Annotated in this window: 18 protein-coding genes; 13 read left to right on the top strand and 5 right to left on the bottom strand. The window is 71.5% G+C overall.

The genetic code is table 11. The features are described from left to right. The first annotated feature begins 124 nt into the window (after window positions 1-124). Window positions 125-3148 (top strand): excinuclease ABC subunit UvrA, encoded by a 3024-nt coding sequence (uvrA, locus tag ACWEK3_RS08075; RefSeq protein WP_450538023.1) that lies wholly within the window; start codon window positions 125-127, stop codon window positions 3146-3148. A 65-nt stretch (window positions 3149-3213) separates the two neighbouring features. On the opposite strand, the gene ACWEK3_RS08070 is transcribed toward uvrA, so the two are convergent. Then, window positions 3214-4125 (bottom strand): carbohydrate kinase family protein, encoded by a 912-nt coding sequence (locus ACWEK3_RS08070; protein ID WP_453249206.1) that lies wholly within the window; start codon window positions 4123-4125, stop codon window positions 3214-3216. Between the two features lie 170 nt (window positions 4126-4295). Between ACWEK3_RS08070 and ACWEK3_RS08065 the strand changes: the two genes are divergently transcribed. Then, entirely contained in the window at window positions 4296-4724 is a 429-nt protein-coding gene (locus ACWEK3_RS08065) for a Rieske 2Fe-2S domain-containing protein (RefSeq protein ID WP_450538026.1), read from the top strand. Window positions 4725-4747: 23 nt separating this feature from the next. On the opposite strand, the gene ACWEK3_RS08060 is transcribed toward ACWEK3_RS08065, so the two are convergent. Then, complete coding sequence (locus tag ACWEK3_RS08060; protein WP_453249205.1) at window positions 4748-5695, bottom strand: hypothetical protein; 948 nt, start codon at window positions 5693-5695, stop codon at window positions 4748-4750. A gap of 275 nt (window positions 5696-5970) precedes the next feature. Here ACWEK3_RS08060 and uvrC point away from each other — a divergent pair, with 275 nt between their 5' ends. From uvrC to pgi, 11 genes are all read left to right on the top strand, one after another. Next, window positions 5971-8100: an excinuclease ABC subunit UvrC gene (gene uvrC, locus ACWEK3_RS08055; RefSeq protein WP_453249204.1), complete on the top strand. Its 2130-nt coding sequence runs from the start codon at window positions 5971-5973 to the stop codon at window positions 8098-8100. Then, entirely contained in the window at window positions 8097-9098 is a 1002-nt protein-coding gene (gene rapZ / locus ACWEK3_RS08050) for an RNase adapter RapZ (protein ID WP_365423631.1), read from the top strand. The genes uvrC and rapZ overlap by 4 nt, the downstream gene beginning before the upstream one ends. Then, window positions 9095-10189 (top strand): gluconeogenesis factor YvcK family protein, encoded by a 1095-nt coding sequence (locus ACWEK3_RS08045; RefSeq protein ID WP_376409982.1) that lies wholly within the window; start codon window positions 9095-9097, stop codon window positions 10187-10189. The genes rapZ and ACWEK3_RS08045 overlap by 4 nt, the downstream gene beginning before the upstream one ends. Next, window positions 10180-11169: a DNA-binding protein WhiA gene (gene whiA, locus ACWEK3_RS08040; RefSeq protein WP_141362000.1), complete on the top strand. Its 990-nt coding sequence runs from the start codon at window positions 10180-10182 to the stop codon at window positions 11167-11169. The genes ACWEK3_RS08045 and whiA overlap by 10 nt, the downstream gene beginning before the upstream one ends. A 683-nt stretch (window positions 11170-11852) precedes the next feature. Beyond that, complete coding sequence (gene gap / locus ACWEK3_RS08035) at window positions 11853-12860, top strand: type I glyceraldehyde-3-phosphate dehydrogenase (RefSeq protein WP_225074154.1); 1008 nt, start codon at window positions 11853-11855, stop codon at window positions 12858-12860. Window positions 12861-13024: 164 nt separating this feature from the next. Further along, the gene (locus tag ACWEK3_RS08030) at window positions 13025-14236 is read left to right on the top strand and encodes a phosphoglycerate kinase (protein WP_376553535.1); all 1212 of its coding nucleotides are present in this window, start codon (window positions 13025-13027) and stop codon (window positions 14234-14236) included. A gap of 6 nt (window positions 14237-14242) precedes the next feature. Next, entirely contained in the window at window positions 14243-15019 is a 777-nt protein-coding gene (tpiA, locus tag ACWEK3_RS08025) for a triose-phosphate isomerase (protein ID WP_453249203.1), read from the top strand. Window positions 15020-15178: 159 nt separating this feature from the next. Beyond that, window positions 15179-15415 (top strand): preprotein translocase subunit SecG, encoded by a 237-nt coding sequence (secG, locus tag ACWEK3_RS08020; protein ID WP_100569504.1) that lies wholly within the window; start codon window positions 15179-15181, stop codon window positions 15413-15415. A gap of 215 nt (window positions 15416-15630) precedes the next feature. Then, window positions 15631-15966, top strand: coding sequence for an RNA polymerase-binding protein RbpA (locus ACWEK3_RS08015; protein ID WP_073952427.1), 336 nt, complete (start codon window positions 15631-15633; stop codon window positions 15964-15966). A 137-nt stretch (window positions 15967-16103) separates the two neighbouring features. Further along, window positions 16104-17384 carry an MFS transporter gene (locus ACWEK3_RS08010; protein WP_453249202.1) on the top strand — a complete coding sequence of 427 codons (1281 nt, stop codon included), beginning with the start codon at window positions 16104-16106 and terminating at the stop codon, window positions 17382-17384. 66 nt (window positions 17385-17450) lie between these two features. Continuing rightward, on the top strand, window positions 17451-19103 hold the full coding sequence (gene pgi, locus ACWEK3_RS08005; protein ID WP_453249201.1) for a glucose-6-phosphate isomerase: 1653 nt from the start codon (window positions 17451-17453) through the stop codon (window positions 19101-19103). Window positions 19104-19232: 129 nt separating this feature from the next. Here the strand turns inward: pgi and ACWEK3_RS08000 are convergent, their stop codons facing one another. The 3 genes from ACWEK3_RS08000 to ACWEK3_RS07990 all read right to left on the bottom strand — a co-directional run bounded on the left by ACWEK3_RS08000 (window position 19233) and on the right by ACWEK3_RS07990 (window position 22916). Next, a complete protein-coding gene (locus ACWEK3_RS08000) occupies window positions 19233-21515 on the bottom strand; it encodes an FtsX-like permease family protein (RefSeq protein WP_450538040.1) in 2283 nt (760 codons plus the stop codon). A gap of 133 nt (window positions 21516-21648) precedes the next feature. Continuing rightward, entirely contained in the window at window positions 21649-22404 is a 756-nt protein-coding gene (locus ACWEK3_RS07995; RefSeq protein WP_450538042.1) for an ABC transporter ATP-binding protein, read from the bottom strand. Next, a complete protein-coding gene (locus tag ACWEK3_RS07990; protein WP_361411392.1) occupies window positions 22401-22916 on the bottom strand; it encodes a PadR family transcriptional regulator in 516 nt (171 codons plus the stop codon). The genes ACWEK3_RS07995 and ACWEK3_RS07990 overlap by 4 nt, the downstream gene beginning before the upstream one ends. Between the last annotated feature and the right edge of the window lie 39 nt (window positions 22917-22955).

Below are 22955 nucleotides of genomic sequence, written 5' to 3'. Positions count from 1 at the left end.
GGGGATTGTTGTGTATCCGGGTGCATCCGGGAATCCAGCCCGGCGTTGTCAGTGGCTCCCCCTAGTCTGAGAAAGCACGGGGGCCCCGCCCCTGTCACTTCTCTCAAGAAAGGTGCGGACCGGCGTGGCCGACCGTCTCATCGTCCGTGGCGCGCGCGAGCACAACCTGAAGAACGTCTCGCTCGACCTGCCTCGGGACTCGCTCATCGTCTTCACGGGCCTGTCCGGGTCGGGCAAGTCCTCCCTGGCCTTCGACACCATCTTCGCCGAGGGCCAGCGGCGCTACGTGGAGTCGCTCTCCTCGTACGCCCGCCAGTTCCTCGGCCAGATGGACAAGCCGGACGTCGACTTCATCGAGGGCCTCTCCCCGGCGGTCTCCATCGACCAGAAGTCGACCTCGCGCAACCCGCGCTCGACGGTCGGCACCATCACCGAGGTCTACGACTACCTGCGCCTGCTCTTCGCCCGCATCGGCAAGCCGCACTGCCCCGAGTGCGGCCGCCCGATCTCACGGCAGTCGCCGCAGGCCATCGTCGACAGGGTGCTCGAGCTGCCGGAGGGGAGCCGCTTCCAGGTGCTCTCGCCGCTGGTGCGCGAGCGCAAGGGCGAGTTCGTCGACCTCTTCGCCGACCTCCAGACCAAGGGCTACTCCCGCGCGCGCGTGGACGGCGAGACCATCCAGCTCTCCCACCCGCCCACGCTGAAGAAGCAGGAGAAGCACACCATCGAGGTGGTCGTCGACCGCCTCACGGTCAAGGACTCCGCCAAGCGCCGCCTCACCGACTCCGTCGAGACCGCGCTCGGCCTGTCCGGCGGCATGATCGTGCTCGACTTCGTCGACCTGCCCGAGGACGACCCCGAGCGCGAGCGGATGTACTCGGAGCACCTGTACTGCCCGTACGACGACCTGTCCTTCGAGGAGATGGAGCCCCGTTCCTTCTCCTTCAACTCGCCCTTCGGCGCTTGCCCCGAGTGCACCGGCATCGGCACACGCATGGAGGTCGACCCGGAGCTGATCGTCCCGGACGAGGAGAAGACCCTCGACGAGGGCGCCATCCACCCCTGGTCGCACGGGCACACGAAGGACTACTTCGGCCGGCTGGTCGACGCTCTGGCCGACGCACTCGGCTTCCGCACCGACATCCCTTTCGCGGGCCTGCCGCAGCGCGCCAAGAAGGCCCTGCTCTACGGCCACAAGACGCAGATCGAGGTCCGCTACCGCAACCGGTACGGGCGCGAGCGTGTCTACACCACGCCCTTCGAGGGCGCCGTGCCGTTCGTCAAGCGCCGGCACAGCGAGGCCGAGAGCGACGCCAGCCGCGAGCGCTTCGAGGGGTACATGCGCGAGGTGCCCTGCCCCACCTGTGAGGGCACGCGGCTGAAGCCGGTCGTCCTCGCGGTCACGCTCATGGGCAAGTCGATCGCCGAGATCTCCGCGATGTCCATCAGCGACTGCGCGGACTTCCTGCGCGGGCTGAAGCTGGACGCCCGCGACAAGAAGATCGCCGAGCGCGTCCTCAAGGAGGTCAACGAGCGGCTGCGGTTCCTGGTCGACGTCGGCCTCGACTACCTCTCGCTGAACCGCGCGGCCGGCACGCTCTCCGGCGGCGAGGCCCAGCGCATCCGTCTGGCCACCCAGATCGGCTCCGGCCTGGTCGGCGTCCTGTACGTCCTGGACGAGCCGTCCATCGGCCTGCACCAGCGCGACAACCACCGGCTGATCGAGACCCTGGTCCGGCTGCGCGACATGGGCAACACGCTCATCGTCGTCGAGCACGACGAGGACACCATCAAGACCGCCGACTGGATCGTCGACATCGGCCCCGGCGCGGGCGAGCACGGCGGCAAGGTCGTGCACAGCGGCTCCCTGAAGGAACTGCTCGCCAACGCCGAGTCGCAGACCGGGCAGTACCTGGCCGGCAAGAAGGCGATCCCGCTGCCCGACATCCGGCGCCCGCTCGATCCGTCCCGGCAGCTCACCGTGCACGGCGCCCGGGAGAACAACCTGAAGGACATCGACGTGTCCTTCCCGCTCGGCCTGTTCACGGCGGTCACCGGAGTCTCCGGCTCGGGCAAGTCGACGCTGGTCAACGACATCCTGTACACGCATCTGGCCCGCGAGCTGAACGGCGCCCGCAACGTGCCGGGCCGGCACACGCGCGTGGACGGAGACGACCTCGTGGACAAGGTGGTGCACGTCGACCAGTCGCCCATCGGCCGCACCCCGCGGTCCAACCCGGCGACGTACACCGGCGTCTTCGACCACGTCCGCAAGCTGTTCGCCGAGACCACCGAGGCTAAGGTCCGGGGCTACCAGCCCGGCCGCTTCTCCTTCAACGTCAAGGGCGGGCGCTGCGAGAACTGCGCGGGCGACGGCACCATCAAGATCGAGATGAATTTCCTGCCGGACGTCTACGTCCCCTGCGAGGTCTGCCACGGCGCCCGCTACAACCGGGAGACCCTGGAAGTCCACTACAAGGGCAAGTCCATCGCCGACGTGCTCAACATGCCGATCGAGGAGGCGACCGAGTTCTTCGAGGCGGTCCCGGCGATCGCCCGCCACCTCAATACCCTCAAGGACGTCGGCCTCGGCTACGTCCGGCTGGGACAGTCCGCGACCACTCTCTCCGGCGGTGAGGCGCAGCGCGTGAAGCTCGCCAGCGAGCTGCAGCGCCGCTCCACCGGACGCACGGTCTACGTCCTGGACGAGCCCACCACCGGTCTGCACTTCGAGGACATCAGCAAGCTGCTGAAGGTGCTGTCCGGACTGGTCGACAAGGGCAACACGGTCATCGTCATCGAGCACAACCTCGATGTGATCAAGACCGCCGACTGGGTCGTCGACATGGGCCCCGAGGGCGGTGCAGGCGGCGGCCTGGTCATCGCCGAGGGCACGCCCGAGGAGGTCGCCGGCGTCCCGGCCAGCCACACCGGGAAGTTCCTGCGCGAGATCCTTCAGCCGGACCGGATCAGCGACGCCGCCTCCTCGGCCAAGGCCCCGCGCGGGACCGCCGCCAAGAAGGCCGTCGCGGCCGCGTCGGCGACCCGCAAGACGGCCACGGCCAGGACGACGACCAAGACCGCCAACAGCACGGCGAGCAAGAAGGCGACGCCCGCGAAGAAGACGACGCGGGCCCGCAAGGCCTGAGACACCGTCCGGCAGGCCACCGCGCCCCGCGGGCACTCCCGCGGGGCGCGGCTCGCTCCGGAGGTCTACGGCGCGCCCACCTCCGCCGCGTACGGCGGCTCCGCTCCCGCGCGTGAGCAGGTGATCGCCGCCGCGCGGGCCGCGAACCGCAGCAGCCGGTTCCAGCCCGAGGCGCCGAGGCCCGCAAGGCCCTCGGGGGAGAGGGCGTCCTGCACGGCCAGTGCGTGCAGCAGGGCCGCGTTCACGGTGTCGCCCGCGCCGATGGTGTCGACGACGTCGACCTTCTCGCCCGGCACGGAGTGCTCCGCGCCGTCCCGGGTGTACGCGGTGAGCCCGTCGCCGCCGTGGGTGATCACCACGGCCCCGGGCCCGGCGGCCAGCCACTCGCGCGGAGTGCCGCCCAGCCACCCCGCGTCCTCCTCGGAGAGCTTCAGCAGCGACACCGAGGGCAGCCAGCTCGCGAAACGCGCCCGGTAGGTGTCCGCGTCCGCGATCAGCCCGGGCCGGATGTTCGGGTCCAGCGCGGTGAACACACCCTGCGCGGACGCCGTCCGCATCAGCTCCTCGTAGGCGCTCGCGCCCGGCTCCAGCACCAGCGAACAGGTGCCGAAGGACACCGCGCGGGTTCCGGCGGGGAGGGCGGGGGGCACCGTGAACAGGCGGTCGGCGGTGCCGTCGACGTAGAACGAGTACGCGGCGGAGCCGTCGGTGCCGACCGTGGCGACCGCCAGCGTGGTCGGCTCGGCGCCGCGCTGCACGCCGGACACGTCCACTCCGGCCCCCCGCAGCCCGTCGAGCAGGGCCTCGCCAAAGGCGTCGTACGACGTGCGGGAGCAGAACGCCGTGGGTGAGCCGAGGCGGCCCAGCGCGACGGCCGTGTTGTACGGGCCGCCGCCGAGCGCCGGTCTGAGGTCCGCGAGGGCTCCCCTTCCCCGCGGTACCAGGTCGATCAGGGCCTCACCGGCGACGACGATCACGAGTCGGTTCCTCTCTCGGACAGCTCGGGCCGGGAAGCTATCCCATTGCGCGCCGGAGGTAAAACGCTGGCCCGGGTCGTCCGCGTCCGTCCGTCCGACCCGCCCCCGTCCGGTCCGGGACCGGTGGGTATCGTCGGCGTTGTCCAGCCCCTTGACCAGTGGAGGCCTTCATGTCCGGCCGCCCCTCCGCGAGCCGCCGCACGATCCTGCGGGGAGCGGCCCTCACCCCCGCCGTCGCGCTCGGGCTCACCGCCTGCGGACCGATCGGCGGCGGCGTCACGACCCCCGCCACGCCCACCGCGCCGGTCGACCTCGGCGCCGTGAGCGAGGTCCCCAAGGGCGGCGCCACGCTGTACCGGGACCACAACGTGGTGGTCAGCCGGGAGGCGGACGGCACCCTCAAGGCGTTCAGCACGATCTGCACGCACGCGCAGTGCCCGATCAACAAGCTCCAGGGGACGAAGCTGATCTGCCCCTGCCACGGCAGCGAGTTCGACGCCACGACCGGCGAGGTGGTGCGCTCCCCGGCAAGCGCGCCGCTGCCCGAACTGCCCGTGCGCGCCGAGGGCGGCAGGCTCGTCGCCGGGCCCGGCGCCTGACGTCCGCCGCCGACCCGGCCCGCTCACTCCCAGTCCCAGCCGACCCCCACGGTCCCGGACCGCACGCGCGGCTCCACGAGGTGCACCGAACGGTGCCGCTCGCTCACCGCCAGCTCCCGGCGGCCACTGCGCGGAGCCGCCGCCGACGCCTGAGTGAACCGGTGGCAGCGCACCGGCAGGGTGCCGGCGTCGAACCGCACCTGAAGGGCGTACTGGCCGCCGGCGGAGGCGAACTCCCGGACGTACTCGCGCGTCGTCCCGGCCGTTCCGTCCTCCACACCATGCCGGAACAGGAACGTGTCGCCTGCCCGCAGCCGGGTGTCGAAGAGCAGCTCGGCGACCAGCACCCCGGTGTCGTGGTGCCGGCGTACCCGCCCGGTGCGGCAGTTCTCCAGGGCCCGCACGGTCATCCGCTCCGGCGCGCACCCCGGATCGCCGTGGTGGACGGCCACGAAGCGGTCCACGCCGTCCCGGTGGGCCCGCACGATGTGCTGGGACTCGCGGCCCGCGAGTTCGCGGCGCGCCCCGATCAGCACCCGCTCGTGGTGCCCGAGCACGTGCAGCCCGCCGCCGGACGGGCAGTCCAGCTCCGCCAGCAGCCCGCGCAGTACGTCGGAGGCCCGGACCAGGGAGCGGTAGGAGCGCACGGCGGGCCGCCCGTCGGCCGCGTGCTCGTCGGCGTCGGCCAGCAGCCGGATCAACGACTCGTCCGGCAGTTGCAGGATCTCCTCCAGCGCCCGTACGGCCCGCAGCGACTCCGGGCGCTGCGGGCGCCGGGCGCCCTGCTGCCAGTAGCTGAGGCTGGTGACGCCGACCTTCACCCCGTAGCGCGTCAGATGGTGCTGCACGCGCTGCAACGGCAGTCCGCGGGCGGCGATCGCGGCGCGCAGCGCCACGTGGAACGGGCCGCCCCGCAGGGCCGTGTCCAGTTCCGCGGTGGCGACATCCGCCTCCTGTGTGGCGTGCGGCATGCGCGGGCCTTTCTGTGAAGGTGCGGGCGGCTCGGCGGACCCTTCACGCGGGTCGTCGGGGCCGCCCCGCGCGAAGGCAGGGTTCTTCACATCCGTACGCCGTCGTTCACGGCCCCGAGTTCCCCCGCATTGAAGCGTGTTGACCAAGTCCCGACAACACCTGAGACCCGACAGGAGTGCGCTCCTGGCCAAGGAAGCAGCCGTGGCCGGGGCGCGCCGCTGCCCGGGTGGTGGAGGGCCGCCGCGGTGTCGGTGCTCGACAGTAGGGTTGAGACATGGCCGACCCCTCCAGCTACCGCCCCAAGCCGGGAGACATCCCGGACTCACCCGGGGTCTACCGGTTCCGTGACGAGTACCGCCGGGTCATCTACGTCGGAAAGGCCAAGAGCCTGCGCCAGCGCCTGGCGAACTACTTCCAGGACCTCGCGAACCTCCACCCGCGCACCCGCAGCATGGTCACCACGGCCGCGTCCGTGGAGTGGACAGTCGTGTCCACGGAGGTCGAGGCGCTGCAGCTGGAGTACTCCTGGATCAAGGAGTACGACCCCCGGTTCAACGTCAAGTACCGCGACGACAAGAGCTACCCGTACCTCGCGGTGACGATGAACGAGGAGTTCCCGCGGGTGCAGGTGATGCGCGGCCACAAGAAGAAGGGCGTGCGCTACTTCGGGCCGTACGGGCACGCGTGGGCCATCCGCGACACCGTCGACCTGCTGCTGCGCGTCTTCCCGGTGCGCACCTGCTCGGCCGGTGTCTTCAAGAACGCCGCCCGCACCGGCCGCCCCTGCCTGCTGGGCTACATCGGCAAGTGCTCCGCGCCCTGTGTCGGCCGCGTCTCCGCCGAGGAGCACCGCGAACTGGCCGAGGACTTCAGCGATTTCATGGCCGGCCGCACCGGAACGTACCTGCGCCGCCTGGAGAAGCAGATGACGGAGGCGGCCGAGGAGATGGAGTACGAGCGGGCCGCCCGCCTGCGCGACGACATCGAGGCCCTGAAGAAGGCCATGGAGAAGAACGCGGTCGTGCTCGCCGACGCGACCGACGCCGACCTCATCGCCGTCGCCGAGGACGAGCTGGAGGCCGCGGTGCAGATCTTCCACGTACGTGGCGGACGGGTGCGCGGCCAGCGCGGCTGGGTGACCGACAAGGTGGAGGACGTCACCACCGGCGCCCTCGTCGAGCACGCCCTGCAGCAGTTGTACGGCGAGGAGAGCGGGGACGCCGTCCCCAAGGAGGTCCTCGTCCCGGCCCTGCCCGACCCGGTCGAGCCGGTCCAGGAGTGGCTCGCCGAGCGCCGCGGGTCGAACGTCTCGCTGCGCATCCCGCAGCGCGGCGACAAGAAGGCCCTCATGGAGACCGTGCAGCGCAACGCCCAGCAGGGGCTCGTCCTGCACAAGACCAGGCGCGCCTCCGACCTCACCACGCGCTCGCGCGCCCTGGAGGAGATCGCCGAGGCCCTCGACCTGGACAGCGCCCCCCTCAGGATCGAGTGCTACGACATCTCCCACCTCCAGGGCGACGACGTGGTGGCCTCCATGGTCGTCTTCGAGGACGGCCTCCAGCGCAAGAGCGAGTACCGCCGCTTCCAGATCAAGGGCTTCGAGGGCCAGGACGACGTCCGCTCCATGCACGAGGTGATCACCCGCCGCTTCAGGCGCTACCTCGCGGAGAAGGAGAGGACCGGCGAGTGGGCCGACGGCGAGGACGTCCCCGTGGACGGCTTGCCCGACGGCTCCCCCGACGGCTCCCCCGACGGCTCCCCCGACGGCGCACCTGGCAGCCCCGTCGGCTCCCTCACCGAGGACGACGGCCGCCCCAAGCGCTTCGCCTACCCGCCCCAGCTCGTCGTCGTCGACGGCGGGCAGCCCCAGGTGGCGGCTGCCCAGCGGGCCCTGGACGAACTCGGCATCGACGACATCGCCGTGTGCGGACTGGCCAAGCGGCTGGAGGAGGTCTGGCTGCCCGGCGACGACGACCCGGTGGTCCTGCCCCGCAGCAGCGAGGGCCTGTACCTGCTGCAACGCGTGCGCGACGAGGCCCACCGGTTCGCCATCACCTACCAGCGCACCAGACGGGCCAAGCGCTTCCGCGCCGGGCCCCTGGACGACGTGCCCGGCCTCGGCGAGACACGCAAACAGGCGCTGATCAAGCATTTCGGCTCGGTGAAGCGGCTGCGGTCCGCGACAATCGACCAGATCTGCGGGGTACCCGGTATAGGCCGTAAAACGGCCGAGACCATCGCCGCGGCACTCGCCCAGGCGGCCCCGGCCGCACCCGCCGTCAACACGGCGACTGGAGAGATCATGGAAGACGTGGAAGAAGCGCCGCCGGCGACTACGGCGGGTGACGCGGAGACGCCCGTGCCCACGGGCGTTCCGGACGACCGACGGGGGCAGGAGACATGACCGAGCACGACGCACGGCGAAGCGCCGAGCGAGATCAGTCCCACGAGGGACCGCGCGAGGAACAGCACGAGCGCGCGTCCAAGGAAAACGGAGCACAGGTGAGTACGGGCATCGACACGGCTGGCGTCCCCGACACGGCCATTCCCGAGCTGGTGATCATCTCCGGCATGTCCGGGGCCGGCCGGTCCACGGCCGCCAAATGTCTGGAGGACCTCGGCTGGTTCGTCGTCGACAACCTGCCGCCGGCACTGATCCCCACCATGGTGGAGCTCGGTGCCCGCTCGCAGGGCAACGTGGCACGCATCGCGGTCGTCGTCGACGTCCGCGGCCGCCGCTTCTTCGACAACCTGCGCGAGTCCCTGGCCGGCCTGGAGGCCAAGAACGTCACCCGGCGGATCGTTTTCCTGGAGTCCTCGGACGAGGCCCTGGTGCGCCGCTTCGAGTCGGTGCGCCGGCCCCACCCGCTCCAGGGCGACGGCCGCATCGTCGACGGCATCGCCGCCGAGCGTGAGCTGCTGCGCGAACTGCGCGGCGACGCCGACCTGGTGATCGACACCTCCAGCCTCAACGTGCACGAACTGCGCGCCAAGATGGACGCCCAGTTCGCCGGCGAGGAGGAGCCCGAACTGCGGGCCACCGTGATGTCGTTCGGCTTCAAGTACGGCCTGCCGGTCGACGCCGACCTGGTCGCCGACATGCGGTTCCTGCCCAACCCGCACTGGGTCCCCGAACTGCGCCCGTACACCGGCCTGAACGACGAGGTCGCCGCGTACGTCTTCAACCAGCCCGGCGCCAAGGAGTTCCTCGACCGCTACGCCGAGTTGCTGCGGCTCATCTCGGCCGGCTACCGGCGCGAGGGCAAGCGGTACGTGACCATCGCGATCGGCTGCACGGGCGGCAAGCACCGCTCGGTGGCCGTGTCGGAGAAGCTCGCCGCGCGGCTCGCGGCCGAGGGCGTGGAGACCGTCGTCGTCCACCGGGACATGGGGCGCGAGTGAGCGGACGTACTCCGCGGCTGAGCAGGCTGCGCCGGGTGGTGCCGGAGGGGCGTTCGGCGCGGCAGGCGATCGCGGCGCGCGCGGGGCGCCCGGCCGAGGCCCGGGGCGGCCGGGCGCGCCGCCGCGGCGCTCAGCCCAAGGTGGTCGCCCTCGGCGGCGGCATGGGCCTGTCCGCCTCGCTCGCCGCACTGCGCCGGATCACCGGCGACCTCACGGCCGTCGTCACCGTGGCCGACGACGGGGGCTCCAGCGGGCGCCTGCGCGACGAGCTGGGCGTGCTGCCGCCCGGGGACCTGCGCAAGGCGCTGGCCGCGCTGTGCGGCGACGACGACTGGGGCCAGACCTGGGCCCGAGTGATCCAGCACCGCTTCACCTCCCAGGGCGACCTGCACGACCACGCGGTGGGCAACCTGCTGATCGTCGCCCTGTGGGAACAGCTCGGCGACCACGTCCAGGCGCTGGACCTGGTGGGCAAGCTGCTGGGGGCGCACGGGCGCGTGCTGCCCATGTCCGCCGTGCCCCTGGAGCTCCAGGCCCTGGTCAAGGGGCACGACCCGGAGCGGCCCGAGGACGTCGACACCGTGCGCGGCCAGGCCACCGTCGCGCTCACCTCGGGCGAGGTGCAGTCCGTGCACCTGGTGCCGCTCGACCCGCCCGCCGTGCCCGAGGCCGTCGACGCGGTCCTGGACGCGGACTGGGTGGTTCTCGGACCCGGCTCCTGGTTCTCCTCGGTCATCCCGCACCTGCTGGTGCCCGAGCTCCTGGACGCGCTCACCGAGACCAGGGCCCGCCGGGTGCTGTCCCTGAACCTCGCGCCGCAGCCGGGAGAAACCGAGGGCTTCTCCCCGCAGCGTCATTTGGAGGTTTTGGGACGACACGCCCCTAAACTCGCCCTGGACGTGGTGCTGGCCGACGAGGCCGCCGTGCCCGACCGCGAAGTGCTGACCGAGGCCGCCAAGCGGTTCGGCGCCGCGGTCGAGCTCGCGCCGGTGGCCCGGAGGGACGGAACTCCGCGGCACGACCCGGAGCTGCTGGCCGCCGCGTACGACCGTATTTTTCGGATGCATGGAAGGATCGGCCCATGGCGATGACGGCAGCGGTGAAGGACGAGATCTCCCGGCTCCCCGTCACCCGGACCTGCTGCAGGAAGGCGGAGGTCTCCGCCCTTCTGCGGTTCGCCGGCGGCCTCCACCTGGTCAGCGGGCGGATCGTGATCGAGGCGGAGCTGGACACCGCCATGGCGGCACGGCGCCTGAAGCGGGACATCCTGGAGATCTTCGGTCACAGCTCCGAGCTGATCGTGATGGCGCCGGGCGGGCTGCGCCGCGGCTCGCGCTACGTCGTGCGCGTCGTCGCGGGCGGTGACCAGCTGGCCCGCCAGACCGGTCTGGTCGACGGTCGGGGCCGGCCGATCCGCGGCCTGCCGCCGCAGGTGGTCTCGGGGGCCACCTGCGACGCGGAGGCCGCCTGGCGCGGTGCCTTCCTGGCCCACGGCTCGCTCACCGAGCCGGGCCGCTCCTCCTCCCTGGAGGTGACCTGCCCGGGCCCGGAGGCGGCCCTCGCGCTGGTCGGTGCCGCGCGCCGGCTGTCCATCGCCGCGAAGGCCCGCGAGGTGCGGGGCGTGGACCGGGTGGTGGTCCGCGACGGCGACGCGATCGGCGCCCTGCTGACCCGTCTGGGCGCCCACGAGTCCGTGCTGGCCTGGGAGGAGCGGCGGATGCGCCGCGAGGTCCGCGCCACGGCCAACCGCCTCGCCAACTTCGACGACGCCAATCTGCGCCGCTCGGCCCGCGCGGCCGTCGCGGCCGGCGCGCGGGTGGCCCGCGCCCTGGAGATCCTCGCCGACGACGTCCCCGAGCACCTCGCCGCCGCGGGGCGCCTGCGCATGGAGCACAAGCAGGCCTCCCTGGAGGAGCTGGGCGCCCTCGCCGACCCCCCGCTGACCAAGGACGCGGTCGCCGGCCGCATCCGCCGCCTGCTGGCCATGGCCGACAAGCGGGCCTCCGACCTCGGCATCCCCGGTACCGAGGCGAACCTCGCCGACGAACTGGCGGACAACCTGGCGGGCTGACCGCCACGGGCCGGCCGACCGGCCCGGCCCCATGTTCCGACCGGCCCACGTCCTGATCGGTCCCGACCGCCCTGCCGCCTCCGGCCGGCCGCGTCCTCCACGGGTCGGTCGGGTGGTGCCGACCGACCCGCGCCGGCCGCCATCGGCGTGCCGCCTCACACCGATCGTCACCGCACCCCGACCGGCCACCATCGGCCAACCAGCACCGGCTGGTTGGCCGATGGTGGCCGGTCGGTTGATGTACGACTACCGACAGTCACCAGCCCGGGTCGGTCAACGCGGGTCGGTGGCGGTGCTTGACAGGCCGTTTCGGCCGCCGAGGAGGGAGGTCGCCGAGGTATGGACGGGCGGTGGGGACACTCCGCCACGGAGGCGGCCCCGTGGGTGAATTGACGGGTTTGCCGGAAGTCCGGATTGGTCGGAGATCACGGTATTTCACAAGTGAGCTGAGGTGCTCACGAACGAGTGACCAACACGGTCAATTGGTATGGGCAATCCATAGCGAAATCGGGTGATCCCGGCGGCCTGCGCGAGGGGTTCGGACCTTTGTCGAAGCCGTGCTGTCCAGGACGCGTCCGGATGTCACTTCGGAGGCCCTGGAGGGGTAGGGTCGTGGGTGGTCGGGGACATCCCAATACAGCTCGCCGGCGTCGAAACCGGCGTACCAACGAGGAGATCGGTTCGTGACGATCCGCGTAGGCATCAACGGCTTTGGCCGCATCGGTCGTAACTACTTCCGCGCGCTGCTGGAGCAGGGTGCAGACATCGAGATCGTGGCTGTCAATGACCTGGGTGACACCGCGACCACCGCTCACCTGCTGAAGTACGACACCATCCTGGGCCGCCTCAAGCAGGAGGTCTCCCACACCGCCGACACCATCACCGTCGACGGCCACACCATCAAGGTGCTGTCCGAGCGCAACCCCGCCGACATCCCCTGGGGTGAACTCGGCGTCGACATCGTCATCGAGTCCACTGGCATCTTCACCAAGAAGGAAGACGCCGAGAAGCACATCGCCGGCGGCGCCAAGAAGGTCATCATCTCCGCCCCGGCGAAGAACGAGGACGTCACCATCGTGATGGGCGTCAACCAGGACAAGTACGACCCGGCCAACCACCACGTCATCTCCAACGCCTCCTGCACCACCAACTGCGTGGCGCCGATGGCGAAGGTCCTCGACGAGAACTTCGGCATCGTCAAGGGTCTGATGACCACCGTGCACGCGTACACGAACGACCAGCGCATCCTGGACTTCCCGCACAAGGACCTGCGCCGCGCCCGTGCCGCCGCAGAGAACATCATCCCGACCACCACCGGCGCCGCCAAGGCCACCGCCCTGGTGCTGCCGCAGCTCAAGGGCAAGCTGGACGGCATCGCGATGCGCGTCCCGGTTCCCACCGGCTCGGTCACCGACCTCGTCGTCGAACTCTCCCGCGAGGTCACCAAGGAAGAGGTCAACGCCGCCTTCCAGAAGGCCGCCGAGGGTGAGCTGAAGGGCCTCCTGGACTACACCGAGGACCCGATCGTCTCCTCGGACATCGTCAACGCCCCGGCGTCCTGCACGTTCGACTCCTCCCTGACCATGGTTCAGGACGGCAAGAACGTGAAGATCATCGGCTGGTACGACAATGAGTGGGGCTACTCCAACCGCCTCGTCGACCTCACCGTCTTCGTCGGCAACCAGCTCTGACCGGCAGGGCAGGCACCTCGATGTGAGATCAGGGCTCGGGCGGCGCGCCAAGCGCCGTCCGGGCCCTGACGCACGTACAGCGGGCCGAACGACCACAACCCGCCCACGTGCGGATCGATCAGCCCTCGTACGATCAAGAGCCCCCTTCTCAGGAGTCCCACCCCATGAAGACGATCGACGAACTTCTCTCCGAAGGCGTGGACGGCAAGCGGGTCTTCGTCCGCGCCGACCTCAACGTGCCGCTGGCCGACGGTGTCATCACCGACGACGGCCGCATCCGCGCCGTCCTGCCCACCGTCAAGGCCCTCGCCGAGGCCGGCGCCAAGGTGGTCGTCGCCTCCCACCTGGGCCGCCCCAAGGGCGCCCCGGACCCGGCCTTCTCGCTGCTGCCCGCCGCCGAGCGGCTCGGCGAACTCCTGGGCGCCCCCGTGGCGTTCGCCCAGGACACCGTCGGCCCGGCCGCCCACGCCGCCGTGGACGGCCTTCAGCCCGGCCAGGTCGCGGTCATCGAGAACCTGCGGTTCAACCCCGGCGAGACGTCCAAGGACGACACCGAGCGCGGCGAGTTCGCCGACCGGCTCGCCGCCCTCGCGGACGTCTACGTCGGCGACGGATTCGGCGCCGTGCACCGCAAGCACGCCTCCGTCTACGACCTGCCGGCCCGCCTGCCGCACTACGCCGGCTACCTCATCGCCACCGAGGTCGGTGTCCTGAAGAAGCTCACCGAGGACGTCCGGCGGCCCTACGTCGTCGCCCTCGGCGGCGCCAAGGTCTCCGACAAGCTCGCCGTCATCGACGAGCTGCTCGGCAAGGCCGACCGGCTGCTCATCGGCGGCGGCATGGCGTACACCTTCCTCAAGGCCCAGGGCCACGAGATCGGCACGTCCCTCCTTCAGGAGGACCAGCTCCCGGCCGTCAAGGAGTACATCGAGCGGGCCGAGAAGACCGGCGTCGAGCTGGTCCTGCCGGTGGACACGCTGGTCTCGCCCGAGTTCCCGGACCTGAAGGCCAAGGCCCCGGTCCACCCCGCCGCCGTCGCCGCGGACGCCATGCCGGCCGGCCAGCAGGGCCTGGACATCGGCCCGGAGTCCCGCAAGCTGTACGCCGCGAAGCTCGCCGACGCCGCCACCGTCTTCTGGAACGGCCCGATGGGCGTCTTCGAGCACCCCGACTTCGCAGAGGGCACCAAGGCGGTCGCCCAGGCCCTGGTCGACTCGGACGGCTTCACCGTCGTGGGCGGCGGCGACTCCGCCGCGGCAGTCCGTACGCTGGGCTTCGACGAGACGGCATTCGGCCACATCTCGACCGGCGGCGGCGCCTCCCTCGAATACCTCGAGGGCAAGACGCTCCCCGGCCTCGCCGCACTGGAGGACTGAAACCGTATGAGCACGCGCACGCCGCTGATGGCGGGCAACTGGAAGATGAACCTCAACCACCTCGAGGCCATCGCGCACGTCCAGAAGCTCGCCTTCGCCCTGGCCGACAAGGACTACGAGGCCGTCGAGGTCGCCGTCCTGCCGCCCTTCACCGACCTGCGCTCCGTGCAGACGCTGGTCGACGGCGACAAGCTCAAGATCAAGTACGGCGCCCAGGACATCTCGGCGTACGACTCCGGCGCGTACACCGGCGAGATCTCCGGTCCGATGCTGGCCAAGCTGAAGTGCACCTACGTGGTGATCGGCCACTCCGAGCGCCGGCAGTACCACAACGAGACCGACGAACTGGTCAACGCCAAGGTCAAGGCCGCCTACAAGCACGGCCTGACCCCGATCCTGTGTGTCGGCGAGGAACTGGAGGTCCGCGACGCGGGCAACCACGTCGCGCACACGCTCGCCCAGGTCGAAGGGGGTCTGAAGGATCTCCCGGCCGAGCAGGCCGAGTCGATCGTGATCGCCTACGAGCCCGTCTGGGCCATCGGCACCGGCAAGGTCTGCGGCGCGGCGGAGGCCCAGGAGGTCTGCGGCGCCATCCGCGGCAAGCTCGCCGAGCTGTACTCGCAGGAGGTCGCCGACCAGGTGCGCATCCAGTACGGCGGCTCGGTGAAGTCGGGCAACGTGGCCGAGATCATGGCGCAGAAGGACATCGACGGCGCCCTGGTCGGCGGTGCCTCGCTGGACTCGGACGAGTTCGTCAAGATCGTGCGCTTCGCCGAGCAGTGAGCCGGGTCCACCGCGGGCACTGAGCCGGGCCCGCCGTGAGCGGCGGGCCCGGGCCGTGAGTATGCGTGGGCGGCGATCCGTCGTACCCTTGCGGGGGCATGGTAGGCATGACCTGCCACACCCCGTCGTCCATCCGAATCCGAGGAAGTTGGTCCAGCCGTGGTTTTGGGGTTCTCGATCGCCCTGATCGTCTTCAGCCTGCTGCTGATGCTGCTGGTGCTGATGCACAAGGGGAAGGGCGGCGGCCTCTCCGACATGTTCGGTGGCGGTATGCAGTCCTCTGTCGGCGGCTCCTCGGTCGCCGAGCGCAACCTCGACCGCATCACCGTGGTCATCGGCCTGCTGTGGCTCGCCTGCATCATCGTGCTCGGCATCCTGATGAAGACGAGCAGCTGACGAGCGGCTGCCCGTCGGCCGGGCCCGCACATTCCACACGTATGGCCCCATGGTCGGTGCGCGCTCCTGAGCGCGGCCTATCATGGGGCTTGCGTCTGTGTGGGAGCGGTAACTCCCATCATTGGACGCGCGTTGGGCCTTACGTAGACTGAGGCGCTCGCGGCGGAGCGGAGGCCGACTCGCTTCGCGGCACCATCACGCAGGGAGTTACGACCGTGGCAAGTGGCAACGCGATCCGAGGAAGCCGGGTCGGGGCGGGGCCGATGGGCGAGGCCGAGCGTGGCGAGTCCGCGCCGCGTCTGCGCATCTCCTTCTGGTGCTCCAACGGACACGAGACCCAGCCGAGCTTCGCCAGCGACGCGCAGGTTCCCGACACCTGGGACTGCCCGCGCTGCGGCTTTCCGGCCGGGCAGGACCAGGACAACCCGCCGGCCCCGCCGCGGACCGAGCCCTACAAGACGCACCTGGCCTATGTGCGGGAGCGGCGCAGCGACGCGGACGGTGAGGCGATCCTCGCCGAGGCGCTCGCCAAACTGCGGGGCGAGATCTAGGACTTGAGGTCCGGTCGGCCGCCTTCGGGTGCGGGGCCGGACCTGTTGCGTATCCGGGCGGACCGGCCGCCGCGGACCGATTGTCAGTGGTGCCCTCTACGGTTTGCGCATCGGTGAATCGTGAGGCGGGGGAAGCCATGACAGGGGTCGAGGCCGGGCGCGAGGCCGTCGACGCGGGTGCGCCGGCGTGGCGCGGTGGATTCGGACGGCTGTGGAGTGCCGCCGTGCTGTCCAGCTTCGGCGACGCGCTGCGTACGGTCGCGCTGCCGCTGCTCGCGCTGTCCCTGACCGACGACCCGCTGCTCGTCGCCTCCGTCACGGCCTGCGGCTATCTGCCCTGGATCGTCTTCGGGCTGCTCGGCGGCGCCGTCGCGGACCGTGTGGACCAGCGACGCGTGATGTGGGCGGCGGACACGGTACGGGGCCTCCTTGTCGGCGGCTTCGCCCTTGCGGTGGCCCTCGGGCACGCCTCGATCGGCCTGCTGATCGCCCTGGCCTTCGCGCTGACCACGCTCCAGACACTCTTCGACAACGCCGCCACGGCCCTGTTGCCCGCCCTGGTGGGACCCGAGGCGCTCGGCAGCGCCAACGCCCGTCTGATGACCGGGCAGCGCCTCGCGGGCGGGCTGCTGGGCGGTCCGGTCGTCCCCCTGCTGTTCGCCGCGGGGGCCGCCGCGCCCTTCGCGGCCGATGCCGCCACCTTCCTGGTGGCCGCCGCTCTCGTGGCCTCCCTGCGGGTCCCGGCGCCCGAGCGGCAGCCGAGACCGGCGGGCAGCACGCTGCGGCGGGAGATAGCCGAGGGGCTGCGCGCCCTCGGGCGGGACAGGGCCCTGCGCGGGCTGTGCGCCGCCACTGCCCTGTGCAACGTCGGGATGGGCGCGCTCATCGCCACCCTGGTGGTCGTCGTGACCGGCTGGCTGGGCGCGGGCACCAAGGGGTACGCGGCGGCGCTGACGGCGTACACGCTCGGCAGCCTGGCCGGGGGAGCGGTCAGCCGGCGGATCGTGGCCCGGCTCGGGCGGATGCGGGCCGTGGTGCTGGCCGGCGCGGTGCAGATCGCCGCGCTGGTGGTCCTGGGACTGGTGCCCAGCCTGGCCGCCGCGGTGGCCGCGCTGGCCGTGTTCGGGCTGATGGGCATGGTGTGGAACGTCAACACGACGACCTTGATGCAGCAGCGCAGCCCCGCCGGGATGCTGGGCCGGGTCAGCGCGGCCTTCCGGACCCTCGCGGTGGCCGGGGCGCCGCTGGGCGCGGTGCTCGGCGGGGCCGTCGCCGCCGTGTGGGGGCCGAACTGGCCGGCGCTGCTCACGGCCGCGTTCTTCGTCCTTTCCGTGGCCGCGCTGATACCCGCGCGCCGTGCCGACGTACTCGTTGTTGCGCCGGACGACGGCGTGACGACGACTCATGTCACCCGCTGATCAACTAGGTTGGACCGGCAGCGGGGCAAGGACGCAGGACAGCTAGGAAAGAAGGCTGAGGTCCGAATGAACGCAGACGCCCGTACCAGGCTCAACCAGAGGCCCGAGTGGACCGCTCTGGCCAGGCATCGTGAGGAGCTCGCCGACACCGGTCTGCGGGATCTGTTCGCGGCCCACCCGGAGCGCGGCGAGGCGTACGCCCTCCAGGTCGGTGATCTGTACGTCGACTACTCCAAGCACCTCGTCACCGACGAGACCCTGCGGCGGCTGCGGGAGCTGGCCGCCGCGACGGACGTGTTCGGGCTGCGGGACGCCATGTTCCGCGGTGCGAAGATCAACGTCACCGAGTACCGGGCCGTGCTGCACACGGCGCTGCGCGCGCAGCGGGACGCGGTGATCGAGGTCGACGGGGAGAACGTCGTGCCGGGGGTGCACGCGGTCCTCGACAAGATGAGCGACTTCGCCCACCGGGTGCGGTCGGGGGAGTGGACGGGGCACACCGGCAAGCGGATCCGCAATGTGGTCAACGTCGGCATCGGCGGCTCCGACCTGGGCCCCGCGATGGCGTACGAGGCGCTGCGGGCCTACACCGACCGCGGGCTGACGGTGCGGTTCGTGTCGAACGTCGACGGCGCGGATCTGCACGAGGCCGTGCGGGATCTGGACGCGGCGGAGACGCTGTTCGTCATCGCGTCCAAGACGTTCACCACGATCGAGACGATCACCAACGCCACGTCGGCGCGCAACTGGCTGCTGGGGGAGCTGAAGGCCGGCCCGGAGGCGGTCGCCCGGCACTTCGTGGCGCTGTCGACGAACACGGAGAAGGTGTCCGAGTTCGGTATCGACGTCGAGAACATGTTCGAGTTCTGGGACTGGGTCGGGGGCAGGTACTCGTACGACTCCGCGATCGGCCTGTCCCTGATGATCGCGATCGGGCCGGACCGGTTCCGGGAGATGCTGGACGGCTTCCGCGTCGTCGACGAGCACTTCAGGACCGCACCGGCCGAGTCCAACGTGCCGCTGCTGCTGGGGCTGTTGGGGATCTGGTACGGCAACTTCCACGACGCGCAGTCGCATGCGGTGCTGCCGTACTCGCACTATCTGTCGAAGTTCACCGCGTATCTCCAGCAGCTGGACATGGAGTCCAACGGGAAGTCGGTGCAGCGGGACGGGGAGCCCGTGGAGTGGCAGACCGGGCCGGTGGTGTGGGGGACGCCGGGTACGAACGGGCAGCACGCGTACTACCAGTTGATCCACCAGGGCACGAAGCTGATCCCGGCGGACTTCATCGGCTTCGCCGAGCCGGTGGCCGAGCTGAGCGGTGAACTCCGGACGCAGCACGATCTGCTGATGGCCAACTTCTTCGCCCAGACCCAGGCGCTGGCCTTCGGCAAGACGCCGGAGGAGGTACGGGCGGAGGGGGTGCCGTCGGAGCTGGTGCCGCACAAGACGTTCCGCGGGAACCACCCCACGACCACGATCCTCGCGCGCGAGTTGACTCCGTCGGTGCTGGGGCAGTTGATCGCGCTGTACGAACACAAGGTGTTCGTCCAGGGCGCCGTCTGGAACATCGACTCCTTCGACCAGTGGGGAGTCGAGCTGGGCAAGGTCCTCGCGAAGCGGGTGGAGCCGGCTCTGACGGAGGGTGCGGAAGTGGAGGGTCTGGATCCCTCCACGACGACCCTGGTCGCCAAGTACCGCGCCCTTCGTTCCCGCTGATCCCTTTTCCCACCCATCCGTCTCGCTGGAGCGGAGCCCCCGGACCCTGGGTCCCCCGGGCTCTCCGGACTCCCGGGCCTTCCGGGCATCCGGGGCTCCGCCCCAGCCCCCGCCCGGACCCTTGGGTGTTCAGGCCACCGCTGACAACGTGTCTGCCAGGCGGCGCTGGGCGGCCCTGGTGGCGGGGAGGGTGGAGAGAGCCGCGGCGCCCAGAGCCGCCGAGGTGATGAAGAGGAGGAGCAGGAGCGGGGAGGGGGTTCTGGCGATGCCGGCGCCTATGCCGCTGGAGTGGCCCTGGGCGTTGATCAACCAGTTGGACAGGGGGAGCGCCAGGGCGGTGGCGGCGGCCGCGGCGGCCAGGGCCGTGCAACTGGTCGCGGTCACCGTGATCGCGGTGATCTGGCGCGGGGAGAGGCCGATGGCCTTCAGGGCCAGGAGGTCCCGTTCGCCCTCGCGGATCGTGCCGCCGATCGCGGAGAGGAGCTCGATCAGGCCGATCAGGGCCAGGACGCAGATCAGGCCCACGATGACCGCGCGCATCGACGACAGTCCGTCGGCCGGGTTGGTCACCGGATGGACGTCCAGGTGGCCGTGGGCGGCGGCGGACAGGGCGGTGGCGACGTGGCGCGGATCGGCGCCCGGATCGAGGCGGAGCTGGTAGAAGGTGGGGCTGAGGTTCGGGTCGTTCTCGTGCAGGGTGTCCAGGGACGTGGAGATGACCCGGCCGGCGTTCTCCGGCTCGATGCTGCGGCCGACGATGTGCAGGATCTGCGGCTGGTCGCCCACCGTCATGCGCACCCAGTCGCCGACCCGGACGTCGAGCAGGTCCAGCAGGCCCTGCCCGGCCACCGCCTCGTCGGGCCCGTCGGCGCGGCGGCCCTCGGCCAGGGCGAACGGGTAGGGAGCCTCGCGGGTGCCCAGGCCCCGCAGGGCGATCGTGGCCGTCTGGCCGGGGACCAGGGCGGCCACCTCCACACCGGGGTAGACGGCGGCGACTCCGGGTTCCCGATCCAGCAGCTCCCGCGTCCCGATGTCGTTCAGGGTGCTGTCGGGGCGGACGGTCAGCGCGGCCGGCAGCCCCAGCTCCTCCGGCCGGTTGTGGAAGCGGTCGATCGTGGTCCAGGCACTCATCGCCACCACCATCAGCAGCAGCGGCAGCGCCAGCCGCCCCACCGTGGCGAAGGTGCGCGGGCGGCGGGTGAAGGCCCGGTGCCAGCCCAGGACCAGCGCGGGCGGCAGGCGCAGCCCCAGCGCCCTGCGGGCGACCGCGGTCAGCCCGCCGCCCGCCACCGCCGCCGGGTGCGGCACCGGGACCGGCGGCACCCGTCCCGCCCGCCACGCCGCGAGCCCGGTCACCGCGCCGATGAGCAGCACCGCGCCCACCGGGACCGCGCCCATCGCCACCGTGTGGCCCGGCAGGCCCTGCCACACCCCGACCGCGTCGCCCAGCCGGCCCGGGATCCGCGCACCCAGCCCCTCCGTCAGCACCACCGCGGCCACGGCGCCCAGCACGGCGTACGCCACATGCTGGAGCAGGAAGATCCGGACCACCTGGGCGGGCGTGAAGCCGATCGCCTTCAGTACCGAGATGTCCCGCAGATGCCCCCGGATGCGGGTGCCGATCGCGCCGTGCACCGCCAGCCCGGCCGCGATCAGCGCGCCCAGCCCGAACAGGCCCAGCACCTGCCCGAGCAGCCGGTTGTCGCCCTGCGCCTCGGCCCGCGCCTGCTGCCAGGTGGACACCTCGCCGACCACGCCGGCGCCCAGCACGGTGACGGCACGCTGCACGGTGTAGTCCGTGTCGTCGGGATCGGCCAGCCGCAGCCCGACCACCCGTCCGCCGGGCTCGCGCACCGCGGACGGCTGCGCCCACACCAGTCCCGGCTGCTCGCCGGGGCCGTAGCGGGGCTCGGCGCTGTCGGCGATGCCCACCACGCTCAGCGCGCGCCCGGTGCCGGGCAGGGCGAGCGTGTCCCCGGGCTCGGCCAGCAGCGCCCTGGCCAGGCGGCTCTCCAGGACCACGCCGTCCGGCACCCCGGCGTCCAGCCAGTGCCCGGCGGTGAGCAGCGGGCGACCCACGGCGGGCAGCGAGGGCGTACCGCGCAGTTCCACGGTGGCGCGGGTGCCGCGGGAGACGACCGTGGCGGACTCGACGAGATAGGCGTCGGTGACCGACTCGACGCCGTCCAGCGCGGCGAGCCGCTCCGTCTCGGCGGACCGCGCCGTGTGCAGCCACACATGGGCCCCGTGGGACTGGGTGAAGACCCGCTGCCAGGGGTTGGTCGCGTAGCCGAACAGCGCGGTGGCCAGCAGCAGCGAGGCGACGATGCCGGCCGTGGCCAGCACGATGAACAGCGCCTCCCCCCGGTGGGCGCGCAGATCGGAGTGCGCCCAGCGCAACGTGGCTCGCACCGGCCTCACTCCCTCGGCCCGGAACGCGGACCCGGGCACGCCGGGCGGCCGTACCCCGGGCACACCGGGCGGCCGTACCCCGGGTGCGCCTGGTGGGCGCACCCCGGGCACATCAGGTGGTCGTACACCGCACTCAGTCCCTCAGTTCCAGCACGCCCGAGATCCCCGTGCTCCGCGACGGCGTCGTGCCGTCCAGTTCCGCGTCGTCGGCGATGCGGCCGTCGAAGAAACTGATCACCCGGTCCGCGGCGCTCGCCAGCCGGGCGTCATGGGTGACCAGCACGATCGTCTGGCCGCGCTGGTGGAAGCGGGACAGCAGCCGCATCACCTCGCGGGTGCCCTTGCTGTCGAGGCTGCCGGCGGGCTCGTCGGCGAGCAGCAGCGGAGGGTGGTTGACCAGCGCGCGGGCGAGCGCGACCCGCTGCTGCTCACCGCCGGACAGCTCGCCCGGCATACTGCGCTCCTTGCCCTCCAGGCCCAGTTCGGACAGCAGTTCCTCCCGCTCGGCGCGCGCCTGCCGCGGCGAGCGGCCGGCGAGCAGGGCGGGCAGTTCGACGTTGTCGGCGACGGACAGGTTGGAGACCAGGTTGAAGAACTGGAACACGATCCCGATGCCGTTGCGGCGTTCCTCGGCCCAGCGGGCCTCGCTGTAGGAGTCGGTGCACCGGCCGTCCAGCCAGATGCTGCCCTCGTCCGGCCGCTGCAGTCCGCCCAGCAGGTGCAGCAGCGTCGACTTGCCGGCCCCGGACGGGCCGGTGACCGCCACGAACTCGCCGCGGGTCACCGACAGATCCACCCCGCGCACGGCCCGGGCGGGCGCCCCCTGGCCGTGGTGCGTCTTGACCAGGCCCTCGGCCCGCAGCAGCGCCGGAGCTCGGACGTCGCTCACTCCAGCCCCTCCAGTTCCTCCTGGCACCGCTCCAGCCAGTCCAGGTCGGCCTGAAGGTGCAGCATGGCGCCCTCGATCAGCAGTTGGGCGATTCGGTTGTCCCGGCTCTCGGCGGCGGCCAGCTTCGACAGGTTGCGCATGGTGTTGAGGTACTGGCGCCGCTGCTTGTTGATGAGGGCGATCTGGTCGGCGAGACCGGTCTGCGGGGCGAGGGCGAGCTTCATGAAGAACTCGTCCCGCACCCGTGGTTCGTCCTCGGGCTCCTCGAACCAGGCGCGCAGCGCCCCCCGCCCGGCGTCGGTGAGGTGGTAGATCTTCTTGTTGGGCCGGCTGGACTGCTCGACCTCCTCGCCCTCGATCAGTCCCGACTTCTCGAGGCGGCCGAGGGTCACGTAGATCTGGCCGACGTTCGGCTGAGGGTACGCGGAGCCCAGCAGTTGCTCAAGGTCCTGCTTCAGCTCGTAGCCGTGGGCGGGACCGCGCGCGAGAAGTGCCAGGAGGGGCAGGCGCACGCGTGCTCTCCTCCTAGGTCCTCGTCAGACGCGTCATGC

The organism is Streptomyces sp. NPDC004721, assembly GCF_053601495.1.
The sequence above is the reverse complement of the archived record's forward strand: the minus strand, read 5'-3'. Positions and strand labels throughout refer to the sequence as shown.